Source organism: Litorimonas sp. (assembly GCA_029936425.1).
Classification (GTDB): Bacteria; Pseudomonadota; Alphaproteobacteria; order Caulobacterales; family Maricaulaceae; genus Litorimonas.
Genome location: JAPYSU010000006.1, coordinates 1 through 17,086 on the forward strand (window position 1 = coordinate 1; position 17,086 = coordinate 17,086).

Genomic DNA, 17,086 nt, shown 5'->3' on the forward strand with positions numbered 1-17,086 from the left:
GTGACGTCTTCCTGTCCATGAGCAAAAGAACAAGTTTGAATATAAGGGCAAATCGGGAAGTGGGGATCTATCTCTTCAATTTCTTATAAGAGACTGGGAGGTATGGGGTTTTTGGAAGCATAAGTGCGGACGGAGTTTTAAAAGAGTGAATTTATCCTCCCCCGTTCACGGGGGAGGTGTCGCCGAAGGTGACGGAGGGGGGAGCCGCATGTAACAAAGGGCAGCGTATTACGCTCCCCCCACCCCCTCGCATTCGCGAGGTCATTCGCGTCACGACATTTCATGTCGCTTTGGCTCAAACCCCGTAAACGGGGGAAGGAGGGACCATCGTGCCTCCACCGCGAAAGCGGGGGAGGTGTCCGGCAGGACGGAGGGGGCGCAGCGCGTCTGCGCTGCCTAAAGACTCTTTCCACTTTAACGCTTCGCCTACCCCCTCCGACCTGCATTCGCAGGCCACCTCCCCCGCCCCGGCGGGGGAGGAGTAATATGTCGCCACGCTTTAATCTTTTGGCTTATTATGCGCTATCTGAAGGCTTGCGCCACCACTTCATAACTCCCCCGAAACCGCTCTACAGTAGCCCCAGCGGCGTCCCAGCACTTTAACTTGAAAGAAAATACAGTTCCTCTAAAGAGACTATATTCACCGTCAAGCTATTGTTTTTGTTAGAAATTAAGAATGGTGGGCGATACTGGGATTGAACCAGTGACCCCTACAATGTCAATGTAGTGCTCTCCCGCTGAGCTAATCGCCCGTCCCATTCGACGTCAATGACACACAAGGTATGTCATCGGGAAGCGGGTCTATAGGCGAGGCCGCAAAGCTAATCAAGGGTGAAAACGCCTCCTTTGCAGATACGCGCCGCAGGCGGTTTCAACATCGCCCGCTTGCGATGATCGGGCCAAGAGCCTAAGCGATACTCATGTTGAGAAACGGCATAATATGTTTGGGTTTTGGGTGTGTGGCCCTCGGCTTTATATCTGAAACCAGCTCAGCCCGCCCTTTGACTTCGGCCGAAGAGACCGTCTGTAAAAATATTCGTCACTGTCTGGATATTCTAAAGCGCCACAACCCTAATGAGTTTGATTATCAAGTTTTGAAAAACGAATTCAGTGGGTTTGGTAAAACGGGAAAAAACCGACTGCTGAAAGCTATGGCGGAAAACGACTCTGATCTTTCAAAGAACGCGGCCATCCTGTTATCCCTCTCCAGCTATGAGCTTAGCGCCGCTGACCTTAAACGCCTGACGGATAAATGGCCAAACGGGGATATTGACTCTTTGGCGAATTTAATGATCCACGAATATTCACCCCCGATCCGGCAAGCGGCGATTGCGACCCTCGGGAGTCCAGATCAGGACATAGCGTTCTGGTCACGCAAAATTTTGAAATTCGGGGAAATGAAGTCTCGATTAGGCGAGTCCAAAATCACTGACTTCAAACCCTCACCTGAGCTGTTTGATCTTTTGTCTGAAGCCGCCCGTGCAAATCCCACAAAAGAGATAACTCAGTTTCTTGCTCAATTTCCGTCAGAACAATCTCAACCCATATTGAAGGATTTACTTTCCTCTCAATCTTCGGAAGTCGTTCACGCGGCCTTAAACGGTCTTTATGTTTCTGACAGAGAAAGCAGCATTGGGTTCCTGCAAGAGACTGTCTCCCAGTTGAAAACGGGGGAAGAGAATATAGCTCTGGCGATCGCGGACGCCGTACGAACGCAGCATGGCGACACGCAAGACGAAACATTTATTGCCTTCGCAAAGCAAATTCTTACTGACAGTACGTCTAGCCAACTCGAGACTATGGTCGGCGCGGACATCCTCATGGGACAAGGCCCGGATATTAAATTACCTGAAACGCAAATGACCCTAATCGGCTTGAAAGGCGCTTTGGCAGCCCACGGCACGGTCCCATTATTTTATATGAGCGGCCTGAGCCAAAAACTAGGATCAAATATTGAAACGGGACTGGACCTCTTATGGAGCGCTTTCGAGCAACAGGTTTCGCCGAATAGATCAGATTTCGTGAAGGCGCTTTCGTCAATTCCGACAAATGAAACCCTGCTGAAAATTATACAAGCGGCTTTGGAAAATGAGGCCGACTGGCAGGTCGTTGCCCACGCCGCCGAAGTGGCCAGTACAAAAAAATTATCTGCACTTGAGCCCTTCTTGAATCAGGTTGCAGAGGCGCATCCGGTTCTCATGGCCAGAGCGGCGGCCCTAGCTGCCTTGGACAGCCTTTCTGACGATAAGACAAATTATTCAGAGTCAAGACACGTTTGGGAACAGAAACTGGCGGGAGACGCGAAATGGTGTTCGGTTAAAGCTCATAATTTCAAGACCGAGTCTTCACAGCTACCCTACTTTAATTCCGTTCCAATGGCTTATGCGAGACAGACGACTCGCACCTTTTTGACGTCTGCGCTCTCCACCGGCACTGGCTGGCTCGCAGGGTATGATCTCGGCGAATTTTCGGGCGGATTAATTTACTATGACAACCGCACCGGAACGGGCAAGCTGATCTACGGTCAAGCTCATCCCGATGACACTGGCAAAGAATATTACGCCCCAAATATTGTCGGTATAACGCCAAAAATTCAACGCCCCCTTGGACAATATGGTGAGGAGTATTGGGCGTTTTCCGGTCTCAACCATTTCGGAAGTGACGGCGCTATTTTATCCGTCTCGGTCCGAAGTGAGGAGGTTGACGTTAAGAGACATTTCCAACTTCCGAAAGCGCCAAAAGCCATAAAACGCCTTGAAGACGATTCCTTCTTAATTGGGTTTGGGAAAAAGCCCGAAGGAAACGCTTCCGACTACGCACCAAGCATTTCTCATCCGCCCCTGCGCCTTATGCCCGACGGCGAAGTCGTTCCCGGATGCACAAAGCCCCCTAATTATACAATAAAGGCCACACCGTAATGCCCTATTCCGAAAGCGCCGCCCTACGGGCTTTGCAAACTCTAAACGACCCGGTGGGCGGAAAAGATCTGGTCACGGCGGGACTTCTTGGGGGATTGAATTTTGAAAAAGGAACGCTCCGGGCGGTTTTGCAGATAGACCCGGCTCAAGCTGATAAATATGAGAAAATTCAGGCAGAGGCTCAGTCGCTTTTGGAGGCCTTAGACGGCGTTGAAAAAGCCAGCGTTATTTTGTCGGCGCATAAGGCCGCACCTTCTGTCGGCGGGCGGAAACGCCCTGCCCCGCATCAGGCCCGCCGCCCGGAAGGGTATCAGGGCGACGCTAAAATCAAACGTATGGTCGCCGTCAGCTCCGCCAAAGGCGGCGTTGGCAAATCGACCATGGCCGTTAATCTGGCCGTCGCTCTCGCCAAATCCGGCAAATCTGTTGGCTTGCTCGACGCCGACATTCACGGACCCAGCGCGCCTATGCTGCTCGGCCTTTCGGGGCAGCGCGCAAAAACCGAAACTGTAGAAGAGCGCCGCCTCATTAAACCGATGCAAGCCCACGGCATCAAAACCATGTCTATCGGTTTTCTCACCGAAGATGATGGTCCCATCGTCTGGCGCGGCCCGATGGTGCAAGGCGCGATCTCTCGCATGGTCTGGGATGTGAACTGGGGTGAGCTGGACGTTCTGATTATCGACATGCCGCCGGGCACAGGAGACGCGCAATTGGGCCTCGCACAGGACATCAAACCCGCAGGTGCTATCATAGTCTCAACACCTCAGGACCTCGCCCTTTTGGACGCGCGAAAAGGCGTTCGTATGTTTGAAAAAGTCGGAATTCCCGTCTTGGGTTTAATAGAAAATATGGCTGTGTTCACCTGTCCGGATTGCGGGTCACACCATCATATATTCGGTGAAGGCGGCGCGAAACGGGACGCCGAAAAACTCGGTATTCCCTATTTGGGCGCGGCGCCTCTGGCGATGTCTATCCGGGAAAGCGGCGATGCGGGAAAACCTGTGGCTGCGGGCGACACAGCTGAGTCGAAACTGTTTTCCGGTCTAGCAGACGCCGCTTTTAATTAAGCCAAGTCTCTTTTGCGTCGTCTTTCCATCCGACGGTGATGGTCTCTCCGTCTGTGATAACCGGGCGTTTGATAAGGGTTGGGTGCTTACTTAAAAGCGCCAAAGCCTTGTCATCGTCCATTTCGGATTTTGCGCTGTCATCCAGCGCGCGCCAGGTGGTGGAACGCGTATTTAATATTTTTTCATAACCGATGGTTTTTATCCATGTGTGGAGTGTTTCCTCGGCGACACCGTCGGCGCGGACGTCTGTTAGTTCGAGTTCCGCCTGGGAGTCCTTCAATTCCTTTATCGCTTTGCGGCAAGTGTCGCAGGTTTTAAGGTGGTAAATGCGGAGTGTCATATCAGGCCCTGAATTTTATAAAGTCTATCATTTCGCCGAAAACTTTTGCCTTCGGGGTGTCGTGATGCATTTCATGCTCGGAGTTCTCATAGCTGCGGAACGTCACATTTTGCGCCGCCTTCGCAAACGCCTCGCTCGCCTCGCAAGAGGTAAGCTGGTCGCCCTTGGCATGCATCAGGAGCAAGGGCGTATTCCATTGTGAGGCGTGAGCCGCAACCCGCTCACCCGCGCGTATCGCATCAACGGCCAGACCGAAACTAATTCGGCTATGGTTGAGAGGATCGTTCTCATAAATTTTCTGTTCTTCGGGAAGTGTTGAGATTTTATCGCCGGTTAAAGGCTGCCCGAGAGTCGCGGCAGGAAAGACACGGCGAAGAAAATTTGCAATATATCCAATTATCGCCGGCGTAGGTGTCGGAAGAGCAATAAAAGGCGCTGAGGCAATAATGCCTTTAATATCTGGCGCCGGAGCCCGGCCATAATCCAGGACAAGCCCGCCGCCTAGTGAATGGCCATAAAGAAAATGCGGTAAATCCGGATAGAGGCCCCGTGACTTTTCCAATAAAGTCTCCAAATCCCCATGGAGTAATTTATACTCTGTACAGACGCCGCGCTTACCCGCGCTGTTTCCATGTCCGCGCAAGTCCAGAGCGACGACCGCTATACCTGCGCTGTTCATAGCCTCTGCCAGTTCCGCATATCGCCCTGAATGCTCTCCGAGTCCGTGAACCAGGCTCATGACGGCTATTGGCTTCGCCGGAGCCCAGTATTGACCTTGGAGGGCAAGACCATCCGCAAGGCTTTTAATCTCAAAAGGCTGACCGGATGAAGGATCAGGCATTGCGCGCTTTCACAGCCGTGCCAAAAGCCAGAATTTCGGAGCCGCCGGGATGTTGAGGGTTTTGTCCGCCAATCGTCGAAAATTCGATTCGAATATTATGCACAGCCGTTGCGCCGACGGCGTCCGCTTCTTTTAACATGCGCACAATCGCTTCGCGGCGGGCGCGCTCCAAGACCGACTCATAAGAGCGGAGCGACCCGCCAATAATTGACTTTAGCCGCGCCACAATGATTTTAAAAAAATCGAGCGCCACTACGACGTTGCCGCTAACCATAATCGCGCCCTCTTGGAGATCACTATGTGGCTCCGGAATGCGTTTTAAATTGGTTTGCAATATGTGTGACAATGCCGCTTCGTCATCTCTCAGTCTCTGGAAATGGCGGCGTTCATTTAGCGTGCCGAAAATAACGCCAATACAAAGCAACCCTATAAAAAAGAGAAATTCCATTAATCAAGTACCACCGCCGTGCCATAGGCATAAAGCTCTGACGCTCCAGCCGTGACAGAACTTGTCGAAAACCGGACATTGACCACTGCATTCGCCCCTAATGATCGGGCCTGCTCAACCATACGTTCAATGCTTTTATTTCGGGCGTCATCCAGCAATTCGGTATAGCCGCGCAGCTCTCCGCCAACGATGTTTTTGAGTCCGGCCATAATATCGCGCCCGACATGTTTGGATTGTACGGTATTGCCTTGCACAAGGCCTTTCCAGGACACGATTTCACGTCCGGGTATGGTTTCCATTGTGGATAAAATCATTTCGCGTCTTCCCGCCTTCAAAGTCTCTTTTGAAAAACATAGCCAATCACATATCAATAAGCGAATAAAAAAGCCCCACTCCGGAAAGAGTGAGGCTGAAATAGTTTATCTCTATAGATTTACTGGGGAACGAGCACGCTATTTACAACATGAACAACACCATTAGATTGCATGACGTCTGCATTTTCGATCATGGCGAGTGTGCCGTTTTCATCTGCGACGCGAATTCCGCCGTCCATATTATAAAAAGTAAGTGTATCGCCACTAACTGTTGTTGCGGAGTAGCTAGCATTACCTTCCAGGGCGGCCGCTAAATCTGCGGAGGTTACTTTCCCGGCAATGACATGGGCCGTCAGGACTTTTGTCAACATGTCCTTGTTAGCCGGATCAGTTAGAGCTGCCACAGTGTCCGCCGGTACCATTTCAAAAGCGGAATCCGTTGGCGCAAAAACTGTAAAAGGCCCCGGACTGGAAAGAGTTTCAACCAAATCGGCCATCTTTACGAGAGATACGAGCGTGGTCAGATTGTCGGCTTTGGAAGCATTTTCAACAATCGTTTTGCTCGGATACATGGCGGCTCCACCGACCATTGGTGCATCCATCATTTTCTTCTCTTTCATCATGGCTTTTTCTTCAGCCATCATTTTATCTTCTTTCATTTCGGCTTTCTCAGCCATCATGGCGTCTTCTTCCATCATCGCTTCGTCTGACGCCGTATCATCATAAGTGGACGCGCAGGCCGCAAGGGTGAGGGCAATGGCGGTAGCGGAAGCAGTTTTAATAAAATGAGTCATTCAGGTATCTCCTTAAAATAGATTATAATTAAGCTACGACTCGTTTTGAGCTGCGGTTCCTATTCTTTCCTATTCTAACTAATTCGTAATGTTCAAATTTGCCGCGCTCCCAGACTTGCGCGGTTTCTCACGCTCTGGCACGAAACAAGTATGACTCATTCTCCTTCCTTGCGCGTTGCTTTTCAGATGGATCCCATGGAGACCGTCAATATAGACGCGGATACGACCTTTGCACTGGCAGAGGTGGCCTCAAATCGAGGGATGACCTTATTTGAATATGGCCCCCAACATTTGTCTTATAATACAGGACGCGTCACCGCGAGAGCGCGCCCCATGACCGTTCGGCGGGAAAAAGGAAGCCATGTCCGGTTTGAAGAGCGCGTGACGCTTGATTTGGCGAAGGATGTCGATGTCATCTGGATGCGTCAGGATCCGCCTTTTGATATGTCCTATATTACGGCAGCGCATATCCTTGAGCGGCTCAAAGGCGATACATTGGTCGTCAACGATCCGGAATGGGTGCGCTCCGGCCCTGAAAAAATTCTGCCGCTGGATTATCCTCATCTCATGCCCGAAACGCTCATTACGCGGGATCTTCCCACGATTGATGCCTTCCGCGCAAAACACAGCGATATTATCATCAAACCGCTATTCGGAAATGGCGGGGCCGGCGTATTCAGAATTAAAGACGGTGACAGCAATTATGCTTCGCTGCTTGAGATGTTCTTCCTGTCATCGCGTGAGCCTGTTATTGTCCAGGCCTTCCTGAAAGATGTCTCCAAAGGCGATAAACGGATTATCATAATCGATGGAGAGCCCGTGGGTGCCATTAATCGCATCCCCCTGCCCGGGCAGACGCGGTCGAACATGCATGTCGGCGGTAAGGCCGTGAAATCCGATCTGACGGAAAGCGATAAAATCATTTGTGACGCCATTGGCCCCATGCTGAAGGAACGCGGACAAATTCTCGTCGGGATAGATGTCATTGGCGATAAAATGACGGAAATAAATATTACCAGTCCAACAGGCGTTCAGGAGCTCAAGCGATTCTCGGGGATTGATGCCGCGGCTTTGTCATGGGACGCAATCGAACGACGTCTAAAAACATAATGCTCCGCAAAACCGGAGACTATATCGGGAAAAATACTATGCAGGCTGAAATAGCGAAACCATGGATCGCTTTTTACGAGGAATTGGGCATAGAGACGCCCGACTTCGAAGATCTACCCGTCGGCAGCTATGTTCAGACCCATGCCAGGGTGAGACCGAACGCTCCGGCCCTGGCCTATTTTGACAAAGTCATTTCTTATTCCGAGCTCAATACAGCCGCCAACCAGCTTGCCAATGCCTTGACCGCTCTTGGGATTAAACGCGGCGATGTCATTGGCCTTCACATGCCGAATATCCCCCAATACGCCATTGCCATTATCGCGATCAGCAAGATGGGGGCTATCGGAACAGGACTTTCTCCACTGCTTGCCCCGCCAGAATTGGCGCACCAAATAAAAGACGGAAAGGTCAAGATCGTAATTTCTTTGAGCGATTTGGCCGGAGCGTTGGCGAAAATGCCGGAGGTTCCGCCCTCTCTTAAGTCGGTTATTGTCACAGGGTCGGCAGATTTTCTAACGCGCGCCCCATTTGAGTGCCCCGACATCAAGGGCGTAGACGTGCTGACCTATTTGGGCCTCACCGATCCTGCCAAAGAAACGTTTGAACAAAAAGACGTGCATTGGAACGACACGTTCATGATTCAATATACGGGCGGGACAACGGGAAAGCCAAAAGGCGCTATGTTATCCCATCGAAACGTTCTTCATAACACGGCTCAAACGACATCAATAAATGAATGGGTAGAGGGCAAAGAAACAATCATCAGCGCGTTTCCCATGTTTCACATCGCCGGTCTTTCTAATGCACTCTCCACAGCCCGCTTCGGCGGTTTATTTGTTCTCATTCCAAATCCGAGAGACACGGATTTTATCTGCCAGCAGATAAAGGCCTTCCCGCCGACGATTATGGCAGGCGTGCCAGCGCTATATGACATGATGTCTGCCAATCCCAATTTTGCAAAATCCGAATTTTCCCAGCTTAAGACGGCCTTGACCGGCGCGGCGCCTTTGACCCGAACGAGTTACGACGCGCTTTCCGAAATAATCGGCAAAGGCAAAATCTCCGATGTTTTCGGAATGACCGAGACGAGTCCCTGTTATACAGGGCATCCGCCGAAACGCTACAAACTCGGTTCTGTCGGCATCCCCATGCCGGGGGTTACCGTTCGAATCCGCGATATTGAAACAGGCGAACGGGATATGCCGATCGGGGAACCCGGCGAAATCGTCTGTTCCGGCCCGCAAGTCATGAAAGGCTACCTCAATCTGCCGGAACAAACGGCGCATGCCCTGCGCGAGATAGACGGAGAGCGATATATGTTTTCGGGTGATGTCGGATATATGGATGAGGACGGGTATATTTTCCTGTGTGACCGCGCCAAGGACATGCTGATTGTCGGCGGATATAAGGTTTTCTCGGTCGAGGTTGAGGAAAAACTCTGCGCGTTGCCTGAAATCGCAAGCTGTGCGGTTGTGGGTGCAGAAGATGCTGAACGCCCCGGAAATGACATTGTCCATCTCTTCGTCGAGCTCTCTGCAAAGCACAAGAATGACAATCCCGACTCAGTGACAGAAAAAATCATTCAGTTCTGTAGAGAGGCTATGGCGCCTTATAAGGTTCCGAAACACGTTCATATCATTGACTCTATTCCTCTGACGCCAGTCGGAAAGATCGACAAGAAGGCGCTGCGCCAGACTGTCTAAGGGCCGAATAGTTTGAACACTGAAAAACCAGGATAAAATATGACCGTGAAAACCCTTCTCGATAACCGCTACTCTGTTCGGGGGTTCAAACCTGACCCGGTTGATCCAGAGCTATTGAAATCTATTTTCACGCAGGCCCAAATGTCGCCGTCAAATTGCAATGTGCAGCCCTGGGAGCCGCTCGTTGTGAGCGGTGAGATGCGTGACAAAGTCTCCAACGCCATGCTGAAATCCGTCATGTCCGGCAATCCCCCCAATCCGAAGTTTGATTGGGTCACGCGCTATCAGGATGAACATCGGCAACGGCAATTCGGCTCCGCCAATGCACTTTATTCCGCCATGGATATCAAACGTGAGGATAAACAGGCAAGGAACATGGCCATGCTCCGCAACTGGCAGTTTTTTGACGCGCCCCATGCCGTCTTTTTCACCATGGAAACCTATATGGGAATTATGGGCGCGGTGGATGTCGGCATTTACGCGCAAACGCTGAACCTGCTCTTTGCCGAAAACGGTATTCAAAGCTGTATGCAGGGCGCGCTGGGGCAATTTCCCGATGAAGTCGAAAAGCTTCTGGATATCCCGGACTCCAAAGGCATCTTATTTGGCATGTCTTTTGGATATGAAGACCCTGACCATCCCGCCAATGCTGCCCGTACAGACCGGATCGAGCTGGGCGAAGCCGTCAAATTCTTTGACTAGACAAATTTTAGATTTGGAAAATAAAAAAGGCGCCCAGGGGCGCCTTTAATTTTGCGTGGTCACAGCCGATTAAGCCGGCGCGCGCTCCGGTATCGGACAGGTCACCCCTGTGGGGCCGTGCATGCAATAGCCTTGCGGGTTCTTGGCAAGATATTGCTGATGATAATCCTCTGCCGGATAGTATTTCGGCGCTTCGCGAATTTCAGTTGTCACAGAGCGGCCATACGCCTCTTCGTAACGTTTGGCGGCTTCTTTTGCGGCGCTCATCTGGGCGTCCGTATAAGTATAAATCGCGCTGCGATATTGGGTGCCGCGGTCATTACCTTGGCGATTGCCTTGTGTCGGATCGTGATTTTCGAAAAAGACCTTTAACAGCTCTTCGAATGAAATGACTTTCGGATCATAGACAACATGTACCATTTCGGCATGTCCGGTCGAACCGGAGCAGACAAGTCTATAATCGGGCGACGGATGCGTCCCGCCCGCATAGCCGACAGAAGTGACGTAAACGCCGTCCAGCTTCCACAAAATACGTTCTGCGCCCCAGAAACAGCCCATGCCGAACTGAACCTGCTGCATTCCGTCCGGAATGTCGCCGAACATGGAATTGCCATTTACGTGATGTTTATCGATAGTGGCGAGCATTGTAATCTCCTTAAGCCAAATATGATAAGAAAGCTTGGTTATTCAGACAGGTTCAGAACAGGTTCAAGCCGGTTCGCGAGCACTGCCCCAATATCTTTGGCCTTCTCTTCACTATCAATATGGTCCTGCCTAATCTCTATTGCAAGATGCCGCAAACCCCTCGGCCCGACATGGCGGTCCACTGTATAGTTCAGATCATAGGCGGAATAAGGTTCATTTATACCAACGGCGAAATTCCGGTCGCCTTTTCTTTTGTTCAAACGCGAAAAACTCTGAACAAGCTGATCGGCGCTTTTCTCGTCGTCTTTCACCAATAGACCGATCTCTGTGGGCCGGTAGGGGCCGTTATAGGGTTTGGGCGTAAAGCTATGTATCGATATCACAAAGGGCGTGTCCAAACTCTCGATCTTTTGTCCCAGTGCCTGATGATAGGGCTCGTAATAGCGTTCAATTCTTCGTGATTTCTCTGCATTGGACACGTTCTGATTGCCGGGCACGACAGTTGTGTCCGTCACTGCGGGAATAGCGGAGCTTGAGGCGCTGTCCCGATTAAAGTCAATGACAAGGCGCGACACGGCCGCAATATGGCCCGCACACCCGAAATGGCAGCAAAGCTCCCGAATGACCGTTTCCGTCCCGATATCCCAGGCAATATGACGGGTCAAATTTTCATTTTCGAGACCCAAATTTTTGTATTCCGCCGGAATGTGTTTTGACGCATGGTCGCCAAAGAAGAGAAGATTGTTTCGATGCGTCGCCGCAACAGATATATAGGGCTGAAAATCCGTAGAAGTCATTTGCAAAGGTTTATCAAACTGACGACGATTGGCTAGGGCGTGTGAACATGGCGTGGTTCACACACGTAAAATTCAAGCTTATTGCCACAGCTGACGAAATAAGGGGTGCGAATATCTCGCTTACGGGCTTGAGAAATCAATTTGTTCGGGATATAGGCGCGCCTTCGTCACGCTACACTCAGTGTTGACGCGTATTTTGCCTGAAAAGGTGAGGTGGCCGAGTGGTTTAAGGCGCACGCTTGGAAAGCGTGTTTAGGTTTGTAGCCTAACGTGGGTTCGAATCCCATCCTCACCTCCAGGGGGCGCACGCGGCCCCTTTACCCGCGCCGTGCATTCGCTAAACCCTCTTCATGACCCAGCCGCTTCCCCCTTCCCCGCCTAATCCTTGGGTGACAAAATCTTCCGAGACCGTTTATGAAAATCCGTGGATGCGGGTGGAGGCGAATCCCGTTGAACTGCCGGATGGATCGGAGGGCGTTTACGGGGTCGTCCGGTTCAAAAACTGCGCGGTTGGAATTATCCCCTATCAGGACGGAAAGATCTGGATGGTCGGTCAGACCCGCTACGCTCTTGACCAATATAGCTGGGAGATTCCCGAAGGCGGCGTCCCTGAAGGCGAAGACATGATCGAGGCGGCGCGGCGGGAACTGAAAGAAGAAACCGGTTTGACGGCCGATACCCTCACCCACCTTTTCGATGTGCACACGTCTAATTCCATCACGGATGAGTGGGGACAGATCTATCTCGCCACCGGCCTGAGAGAAGGAGAGACCGAACCGGAAGGATCAGAAGATATTTCGCAGCTCAAACTGACACTCGAAGATGCGATTGCCCATATCGAGGCCGGACGAATTACAGACTGTATGACGATTGCGGCTGTATACAAACTCCGTCTTCTACAGATTTCAGGTGAACTTGATTAGGGTCTGGCCGTAAGAATTATGATGGAGCCGTCTTCCAAAACATTCAACGCCCGTATTCTCACCCAAATCAATGAGGTGAATGAGGCCGAGTGGGACGCCCATCTGCCAGAAGGTTCTCATCCGTTTCTGAGTTGGCGGTTTCTGCACGCGCTAGAAGAGAGCGGATGCGCGGCAGAGGAAACGGGCTGGAGTCCGCGTCACATCTGGCTCGAGGGTGAACACGGCAAGTCACTCGGCGCGGCCCCGCTTTATGCCAAGCTCCATAGTCAGGGCGAATATGTCTTTGATCATGGCTGGGCAGACGCCCTGGCCCGCGCCGGCGGGCATTATTATCCGAAACTGCAATGTTCCGTCCCCTTTACCCCGGCGGCTGGCCCGCGGCTGCTCGCAAAATCCGCCGCCCATAAACAGGCTTTGGTCACGGCCATGGTCTCAGCCTGTCAACAATGGGAGATGTCGGGCATTCACCTGACATTCTTACAGGAAAATGACCGCAAGATTTTAAATGATATGGGCTTTTCCGCACGTGAGGACAGGCAATTTCATTTCATCAATCGCGACTATAAGGATTTTGACGACTTCCTCGCGAGCCTGACCAGTCGCAAACGAAAGAACATACGCAAAGAGCGAAAGGCCGCGCAGGACGGGGTCGTCATAAAGCGGCTGACGGGCGATAATCTGAAAGACGAGCATTGGGACGTGTTTTACCAGTGCTATTTGGATACCGGACAGCGTAAATGGGGCAGGCCCTATTTGAACCGCGAATTTTTCGCCCGGATGCAAGAGACGATGCGCGACGATATTTGTCTCGTCATGGCCTGGATGGACGGCGACCCCGTTGCGGCGGCCCTGAATTTCATTGGATCCGACGCGCTATTTGGACGCAATTGGGGGACGCTCATCGACAAACCCTTCCTGCATTTCGAACTGTGCTATTATCAAGCCATAGAAGCCGGGCTTGAAAGAGGTTTGCCGCGCGTCGAAGCCGGCGCGCAAGGCGAGCACAAGCTATCGCGGGGGTACGAACCTGTGGCAACGCATAGCGCGCATTATCTGGCCCATCCGGGTTTGCGAGCCGCAGTAGAAGATTATCTGGTTCGAGAGCGTCAAGCCGTCGAGCACGAAATCGAGATTTTAGGGGAGCATACCCCGTTCAAGAAAAGCGAGAGCTAGAGCGCGCTGTTCTCCTCTGCAATTTCGCTCTCCAGCGCATAATCCATACCGCGCATACAGCTTTCAAAGGTCGGGTCGAGCGCGTAGCCTTTGCCGTCTTCCCAATACAGATAGCCACCCGCTTTTTCTTCACAGGACAGCCAGTCCTGCATGTTCGATCCGCCTCCGACCTTGGCAAAGGAAATATCGGGAATTTTCGGAAGGGGTTCGGATTGATAATATCCCGTGCCTGTTATTTCAGCATTTTGCGCTGCTGTTCCTGCGTAAGATGGTTCAGTCGTCTCCAGATTATAGTCCTGCACCGCAATATGGCTCTGACGTGTCCATCCTTGATCCGCGACGGGTTGTTCATACATCACAACGTCATAGGCCTGCGTGTTATCAAAAACATATGTCTGTTCGGGAGTCGGGCGAAGCAGGGAGGCCACCGGCTTATAGAAGAAATTGGCGGTATTTTCCGTCGCATTCCAGGCGAAATCCCCGACAGCGCCCAATTGCGCGCAGCCTGTCATGGCCAGACCCATTACGCTTAAAACAGCAATTTTCGCAGACTGTCTCATTATTTTCTCCACAAGTGAATATAGGTGAAGACATACAATTTTTATGCCAATCCCGTAAAAATGAGTTAGGCCTACAGATTAATGCGAATGAAGGACGTGACATGACAAAAAAGACGGCACACTCCAAAGAGGCGGCGAAGGCTCCCGCAAATCCAAGCCGTCTGGAGAAACTGGCCGAGGCCGCCCAGACTTATGGAAACCGCAGCTTTCACAATTATTCACAAATTCGCAATGTGGCCGAGACCCTTCGCGATGAATTCTGCCTGTTTCTGGATGAAGACCGTATATGCGTTTTTTTGGTCCCTCCAACCGGCCCATTTGCGGCAGTAAATGCGGGATCTGCCGCTTTTTCTGTCTCAGGCAAAGGGTTTTTGCCGCTAGAGCCCATTAGCTTTGGTCTCGCCGTCGCAATCACAAAGTTCGGCGATTACATGCGTTTGGTTATTACGTGCCGAAAAGAGGGGGGTAAAATGTATATCAGCGCAGGAAAAGGCCGGGAACATACACTCAACTTACCGATTAATGATATTGAAATGGGCGCTTTGATTGAAGGGTTATATGAACATTTAATGGATTATTTCCAGGACGGCGTCGATTCCTATGACAATGGGGATTACGGAAATACGGATATCGGGTTTGATATTTTGAGAATGGGCGCGTAGTTTAGTAGCGGGCTGTTGCGTGAATCGCCGGAGTTCCGGTGGCAATGTAGGCCATGCCCGACTTGTAAATCGATACTTTCGAGTTTGATAAAGGATTAGCATGGCGGTTGATATTGCCCATCACGCGATAAGCGCGCTCCCTCTTAAAATTGCCTTGATCGGCGGTTTAGGCATAGGGGCTCAGTGGCTTGCCTGGCGTTTGCAGCGCCCGGCGATTGTCCTCATGGCGATTGCCGGACTGATTTTCGGTCCTTTGCTTGGATATTTGCTGGGCTTTAACCTGCCCGGACCTATAGAACATTTTTTCGAGCAATTGAGACTCGATCCGGTCAATGACTTTGGCGACCTCTACCGTCCCATGATTGGACTGGCGGTGGCCATCATCCTTTTTGAAGGGGGCATGAATCTCCGGTTCAAGGATTTGAGTGACGCCCGCCAAGCTGTAGGACGCATGGTTTTTGTGGCCGCCCCGATTGCCTGGGTTCTGGGGACGTTCGCCGCCCACTATATTGTCGGTTTGGCCTGGGATATCTCGATAATGGTCGGCGGATTGTTCATCGTGACAGGCCCAACGGTTATCATGCCCCTCCTTCGTCAGGCGCATCTGAAGTCCCGTCCTGCCAATGTTCTCAAATGGGAAGGGATTGTGAACGACCCGCTCGGCGCACTATTCGCCGTGGGCGGATATGAATTTATTCGCTTCTCTCTCACCGAAGCCTCCATGTTCTTCGTCTTTGGCAAGCTTGCTTTTGCCGCAATTTTCGGAACGCTCGTGGGTATCGTGTCCGGATATGGTTTGGCCTGGGCCTTCCGCCGCGGTCATATTCCCGAATATCTCAAAGCGCCTGTGGTTCTGGCCTGGGTGCTTCTTATTTATGTTATTGCCAACCGCTTGGCGGACGAAACCGGACTGCTGGCTGTGACGGCCCTCGGTATGACCATGGCCAATACCAAATTCGCCTCCATGGTTGAAATGCGCCGGTTCAAGGAGAACATCGCCATTATCCTCGTCTCCGGTGTGTTTGTGATACTGACGGCCACTTTGACGCCGGCCATTCTGACAGAGTTCGTGACAAACTGGCGCGTCCTGGCCTTTGTCTTTGCCATGATGTTCTTCGTGCGTCCGATTGCCGTGATGATCTCGACGATTTTTTCCGGCTTGAGCTGGAAAGAAAGCCTTCTCATCAGTTTCATCGCTCCGAGGGGTATTGTCGCCGTGGCCGTTGCGGGTCTTTTTGCGGCAGAATTGAACGCGCTTGGACGCGCAGATGGTACGCTTTTCGTTCCTCTCGCCTTCGCGCTTGTTTTTGCCACGGTTCTCTTTGCCGGATTTCTCATTAGTCCCATCGCGAAAATACTCGGACTGGCCGCTGGCGGCGGCCAGGGGGTCATGATCGTCGGGGCCAACCCCTGGTCTTTAGGGCTTGCCAAAGCGATCAAGGATTTGGGCGTAAATGTCACCGTTGCGGATACAAATTGGCGGCGGTTGAGAGGAGCCCGACTTGAGGGTCACCAGACATTTTACGGGGAAGTCCTGTCGGAAAATGCTGACTACTCCCTGGATCACTCTGCCTTTAACGTTCTCATCGCGGCGACTCCCAATGACGCCTATAACTCTCTTGTCTGCGTCGAGTTTGCGCCGGAGCTTGGGCGGCACCGCGTCTTTCAGGTCCCGGCACAGGAAAATGATGAAGATGATGGAGACTCCATCGCTTTCACCTCTCGCGGGCGAACCCTGACGTCTCGCGGGCGCAGTTTCGATGCTTTGACCCGGGATTGGTGGGGAGGCTGGCGTTTCCGGTCTACAAATCTGTCCGAGACCTACACGTTGGAAGACCTGTACAATGACCGCGGAAATGATGTGGACCTTATCTTGATGAGGCGTCCAGACGGGACGATTGACTTCATTCAACCCGGACAGGAATCTCGGGCCGAAGGCACTACCGTGCTCAGCTTCTCGCCGCCTCCCAAGGAAAAACAGGAAAAAGGCGCCATCCGGGGTGAAGGCGCCAAGAAATCCGGCGGGCTCGCAGGGCCGTCCAAGCCTTTGCCGTCCTAGAACCGTATAAATTTCGGCAATGGCAGA

Annotated in this window: 17 protein-coding genes and 2 tRNA genes; 10 read left to right on the top strand and 9 right to left on the bottom strand. The window is 51.8% G+C overall.

Annotation, left to right across the window (positions count from 1 at the left end; genetic code table 11):
* Positions 1-677: 677 nt before the first annotated feature.
* A tRNA-Val gene (locus tag ACN0IC_RS07180) sits at positions 678-752 on the bottom strand.
* Positions 753-1,001: 249 nt separating this feature from the next.
* Between ACN0IC_RS07180 and ACN0IC_RS07185 the strand changes: the two genes are divergently transcribed.
* Together ACN0IC_RS07185 and ACN0IC_RS07190 are read left to right on the top strand one after the other, a co-directional pair.
* The gene (locus ACN0IC_RS07185) at positions 1,002-2,918 is read left to right on the top strand and encodes a hypothetical protein (RefSeq protein ID WP_416878090.1); all 1,917 of its coding nucleotides are present in this window, start codon (positions 1,002-1,004) and stop codon (positions 2,916-2,918) included.
* On the top strand, positions 2,918-3,988 hold the full coding sequence (locus ACN0IC_RS07190) for a P-loop NTPase (protein ID WP_416878091.1): 1,071 nt from the start codon (positions 2,918-2,920) through the stop codon (positions 3,986-3,988). The genes ACN0IC_RS07185 and ACN0IC_RS07190 overlap by 1 nt, the downstream gene beginning before the upstream one ends.
* Here the strand turns inward: ACN0IC_RS07190 and ACN0IC_RS07195 are convergent.
* From ACN0IC_RS07195 to ACN0IC_RS07215, 5 genes are all read right to left on the bottom strand, one after another.
* Positions 3,981-4,328 (bottom strand): arsenate reductase family protein, encoded by a 348-nt coding sequence (locus ACN0IC_RS07195; RefSeq protein WP_416878092.1) that lies wholly within the window; start codon positions 4,326-4,328, stop codon positions 3,981-3,983. The two genes, ACN0IC_RS07190 and ACN0IC_RS07195, sit on opposite strands and share 8 nt — an antisense overlap.
* 1 nt (position 4,329) lies before the next feature.
* On the bottom strand, positions 4,330-5,169 hold the full coding sequence (locus tag ACN0IC_RS07200; RefSeq protein WP_416878093.1) for a lysophospholipase: 840 nt from the start codon (positions 5,167-5,169) through the stop codon (positions 4,330-4,332).
* Positions 5,162-5,617, bottom strand: a complete 456-nt coding sequence (locus ACN0IC_RS07205; RefSeq protein ID WP_416878094.1) for a YbjQ family protein — start codon at positions 5,615-5,617, stop codon at positions 5,162-5,164. The genes ACN0IC_RS07200 and ACN0IC_RS07205 overlap by 8 nt, the downstream gene beginning before the upstream one ends.
* Positions 5,617-5,931 carry a YbjQ family protein gene (locus ACN0IC_RS07210; RefSeq protein WP_416878095.1) on the bottom strand — a complete coding sequence of 105 codons (315 nt, stop codon included), beginning with the start codon at positions 5,929-5,931 and terminating at the stop codon, positions 5,617-5,619. Before ACN0IC_RS07210 ends, ACN0IC_RS07205 begins: the two co-directional genes overlap by 1 nt.
* Positions 5,932-6,050: 119 nt before the next feature.
* Positions 6,051-6,725, bottom strand: coding sequence for a fasciclin domain-containing protein (locus ACN0IC_RS07215; protein ID WP_416878096.1), 675 nt, complete (start codon positions 6,723-6,725; stop codon positions 6,051-6,053).
* A 150-nt stretch (positions 6,726-6,875) separates the two neighbouring features.
* On the opposite strand from ACN0IC_RS07215, the gene gshB reads away from it, so the two are divergent.
* The 3 genes from gshB to ACN0IC_RS07230 are packed head-to-tail and all read left to right on the top strand — an operon-like array spanning position 6,876 to position 10,240.
* Positions 6,876-7,835 carry a glutathione synthase gene (gshB, locus tag ACN0IC_RS07220; protein WP_416878097.1) on the top strand — a complete coding sequence of 320 codons (960 nt, stop codon included), beginning with the start codon at positions 6,876-6,878 and terminating at the stop codon, positions 7,833-7,835.
* Positions 7,802-9,538, top strand: coding sequence for a class I adenylate-forming enzyme family protein (locus tag ACN0IC_RS07225; RefSeq protein WP_416878098.1), 1,737 nt, complete (start codon positions 7,802-7,804; stop codon positions 9,536-9,538). Before gshB ends, ACN0IC_RS07225 begins: the two co-directional genes overlap by 34 nt.
* Positions 9,539-9,577: 39 nt before the next feature.
* The gene (locus ACN0IC_RS07230) at positions 9,578-10,240 is read left to right on the top strand and encodes a nitroreductase (protein ID WP_416878099.1); all 663 of its coding nucleotides are present in this window, start codon (positions 9,578-9,580) and stop codon (positions 10,238-10,240) included.
* A gap of 69 nt (positions 10,241-10,309) precedes the next feature.
* Here ACN0IC_RS07230 and msrA read toward each other — a convergent pair whose 3' ends face one another.
* Together msrA and ACN0IC_RS07240 are read right to left on the bottom strand one after the other, a co-directional pair.
* Positions 10,310-10,885 (bottom strand): peptide-methionine (S)-S-oxide reductase MsrA, encoded by a 576-nt coding sequence (gene msrA, locus ACN0IC_RS07235; protein ID WP_416878100.1) that lies wholly within the window; start codon positions 10,883-10,885, stop codon positions 10,310-10,312.
* A gap of 38 nt (positions 10,886-10,923) precedes the next feature.
* Entirely contained in the window at positions 10,924-11,682 is a 759-nt protein-coding gene (locus tag ACN0IC_RS07240) for an N-formylglutamate amidohydrolase (protein ID WP_416878101.1), read from the bottom strand.
* Between the two features lie 207 nt (positions 11,683-11,889).
* Between ACN0IC_RS07240 and ACN0IC_RS07245 the strand changes: the two genes are divergently transcribed.
* From ACN0IC_RS07245 to ACN0IC_RS07255, 3 genes are all read left to right on the top strand, one after another.
* A tRNA-Ser gene (locus ACN0IC_RS07245) sits at positions 11,890-11,980 on the top strand.
* 52 nt (positions 11,981-12,032) lie between these two features.
* Positions 12,033-12,605: an NUDIX domain-containing protein gene (locus ACN0IC_RS07250; RefSeq protein WP_416878102.1), complete on the top strand. Its 573-nt coding sequence runs from the start codon at positions 12,033-12,035 to the stop codon at positions 12,603-12,605.
* Positions 12,606-12,626: 21 nt separating this feature from the next.
* A complete protein-coding gene (locus tag ACN0IC_RS07255; RefSeq protein WP_416878270.1) occupies positions 12,627-13,778 on the top strand; it encodes a GNAT family N-acetyltransferase in 1,152 nt (383 codons plus the stop codon).
* Here ACN0IC_RS07255 and ACN0IC_RS07260 read toward each other — a convergent pair.
* The gene (locus ACN0IC_RS07260; protein WP_416878103.1) at positions 13,775-14,338 is read right to left on the bottom strand and encodes a hypothetical protein; all 564 of its coding nucleotides are present in this window, start codon (positions 14,336-14,338) and stop codon (positions 13,775-13,777) included. The genes ACN0IC_RS07255 and ACN0IC_RS07260 overlap by 4 nt on opposite strands.
* Positions 14,339-14,439: 101 nt before the next feature.
* Between ACN0IC_RS07260 and ACN0IC_RS07265 the strand changes: the two genes are divergently transcribed.
* Both ACN0IC_RS07265 and ACN0IC_RS07270 read left to right on the top strand, forming a co-directional pair.
* Positions 14,440-15,000 carry a hypothetical protein gene (locus tag ACN0IC_RS07265; protein ID WP_416878104.1) on the top strand — a complete coding sequence of 187 codons (561 nt, stop codon included), beginning with the start codon at positions 14,440-14,442 and terminating at the stop codon, positions 14,998-15,000.
* A gap of 100 nt (positions 15,001-15,100) precedes the next feature.
* Positions 15,101-17,059 (top strand): cation:proton antiporter, encoded by a 1,959-nt coding sequence (locus ACN0IC_RS07270; protein WP_416878105.1) that lies wholly within the window; start codon positions 15,101-15,103, stop codon positions 17,057-17,059.
* Positions 17,060-17,086: the final 27 nt, after the last annotated feature.

Coding starts and splice junctions, on each gene's coding strand:
- ACN0IC_RS07190 (WP_416878091.1), top strand. CDS start 2,918: ATGCCCTATTCCGAAAGCGCCGCCCTACGGGCTTTGCAAACTCTAAAC.
- ACN0IC_RS07195 (WP_416878092.1), bottom strand. CDS start 4,328: ATGACACTCCGCATTTACCACCTTAAAACCTGCGACACTTGCCGCAAA.
- ACN0IC_RS07200 (WP_416878093.1), bottom strand. CDS start 5,169: ATGCCTGATCCTTCATCCGGTCAGCCTTTTGAGATTAAAAGCCTTGCG.
- ACN0IC_RS07205 (WP_416878094.1), bottom strand. CDS start 5,617: ATGGAATTTCTCTTTTTTATAGGGTTGCTTTGTATTGGCGTTATTTTC.
- ACN0IC_RS07210 (WP_416878095.1), bottom strand. CDS start 5,931: ATGATTTTATCCACAATGGAAACCATACCCGGACGTGAAATCGTGTCC.
- ACN0IC_RS07215 (WP_416878096.1), bottom strand. CDS start 6,725: ATGACTCATTTTATTAAAACTGCTTCCGCTACCGCCATTGCCCTCACC.
- gshB (WP_416878097.1), top strand. CDS start 6,876: ATGACTCATTCTCCTTCCTTGCGCGTTGCTTTTCAGATGGATCCCATG.
- ACN0IC_RS07225 (WP_416878098.1), top strand. CDS start 7,802: ATGGGACGCAATCGAACGACGTCTAAAAACATAATGCTCCGCAAAACC.
- ACN0IC_RS07230 (WP_416878099.1), top strand. CDS start 9,578: ATGACCGTGAAAACCCTTCTCGATAACCGCTACTCTGTTCGGGGGTTC.
- msrA (WP_416878100.1), bottom strand. CDS start 10,885: ATGCTCGCCACTATCGATAAACATCACGTAAATGGCAATTCCATGTTC.
- ACN0IC_RS07240 (WP_416878101.1), bottom strand. CDS start 11,682: ATGACTTCTACGGATTTTCAGCCCTATATATCTGTTGCGGCGACGCAT.
- ACN0IC_RS07250 (WP_416878102.1), top strand. CDS start 12,033: ATGACCCAGCCGCTTCCCCCTTCCCCGCCTAATCCTTGGGTGACAAAA.
- ACN0IC_RS07255 (WP_416878270.1), top strand. CDS start 12,627: ATGGAGCCGTCTTCCAAAACATTCAACGCCCGTATTCTCACCCAAATC.
- ACN0IC_RS07260 (WP_416878103.1), bottom strand. CDS start 14,338: ATGAGACAGTCTGCGAAAATTGCTGTTTTAAGCGTAATGGGTCTGGCC.
- ACN0IC_RS07265 (WP_416878104.1), top strand. CDS start 14,440: ATGACAAAAAAGACGGCACACTCCAAAGAGGCGGCGAAGGCTCCCGCA.
- ACN0IC_RS07270 (WP_416878105.1), top strand. CDS start 15,101: ATGGCGGTTGATATTGCCCATCACGCGATAAGCGCGCTCCCTCTTAAA.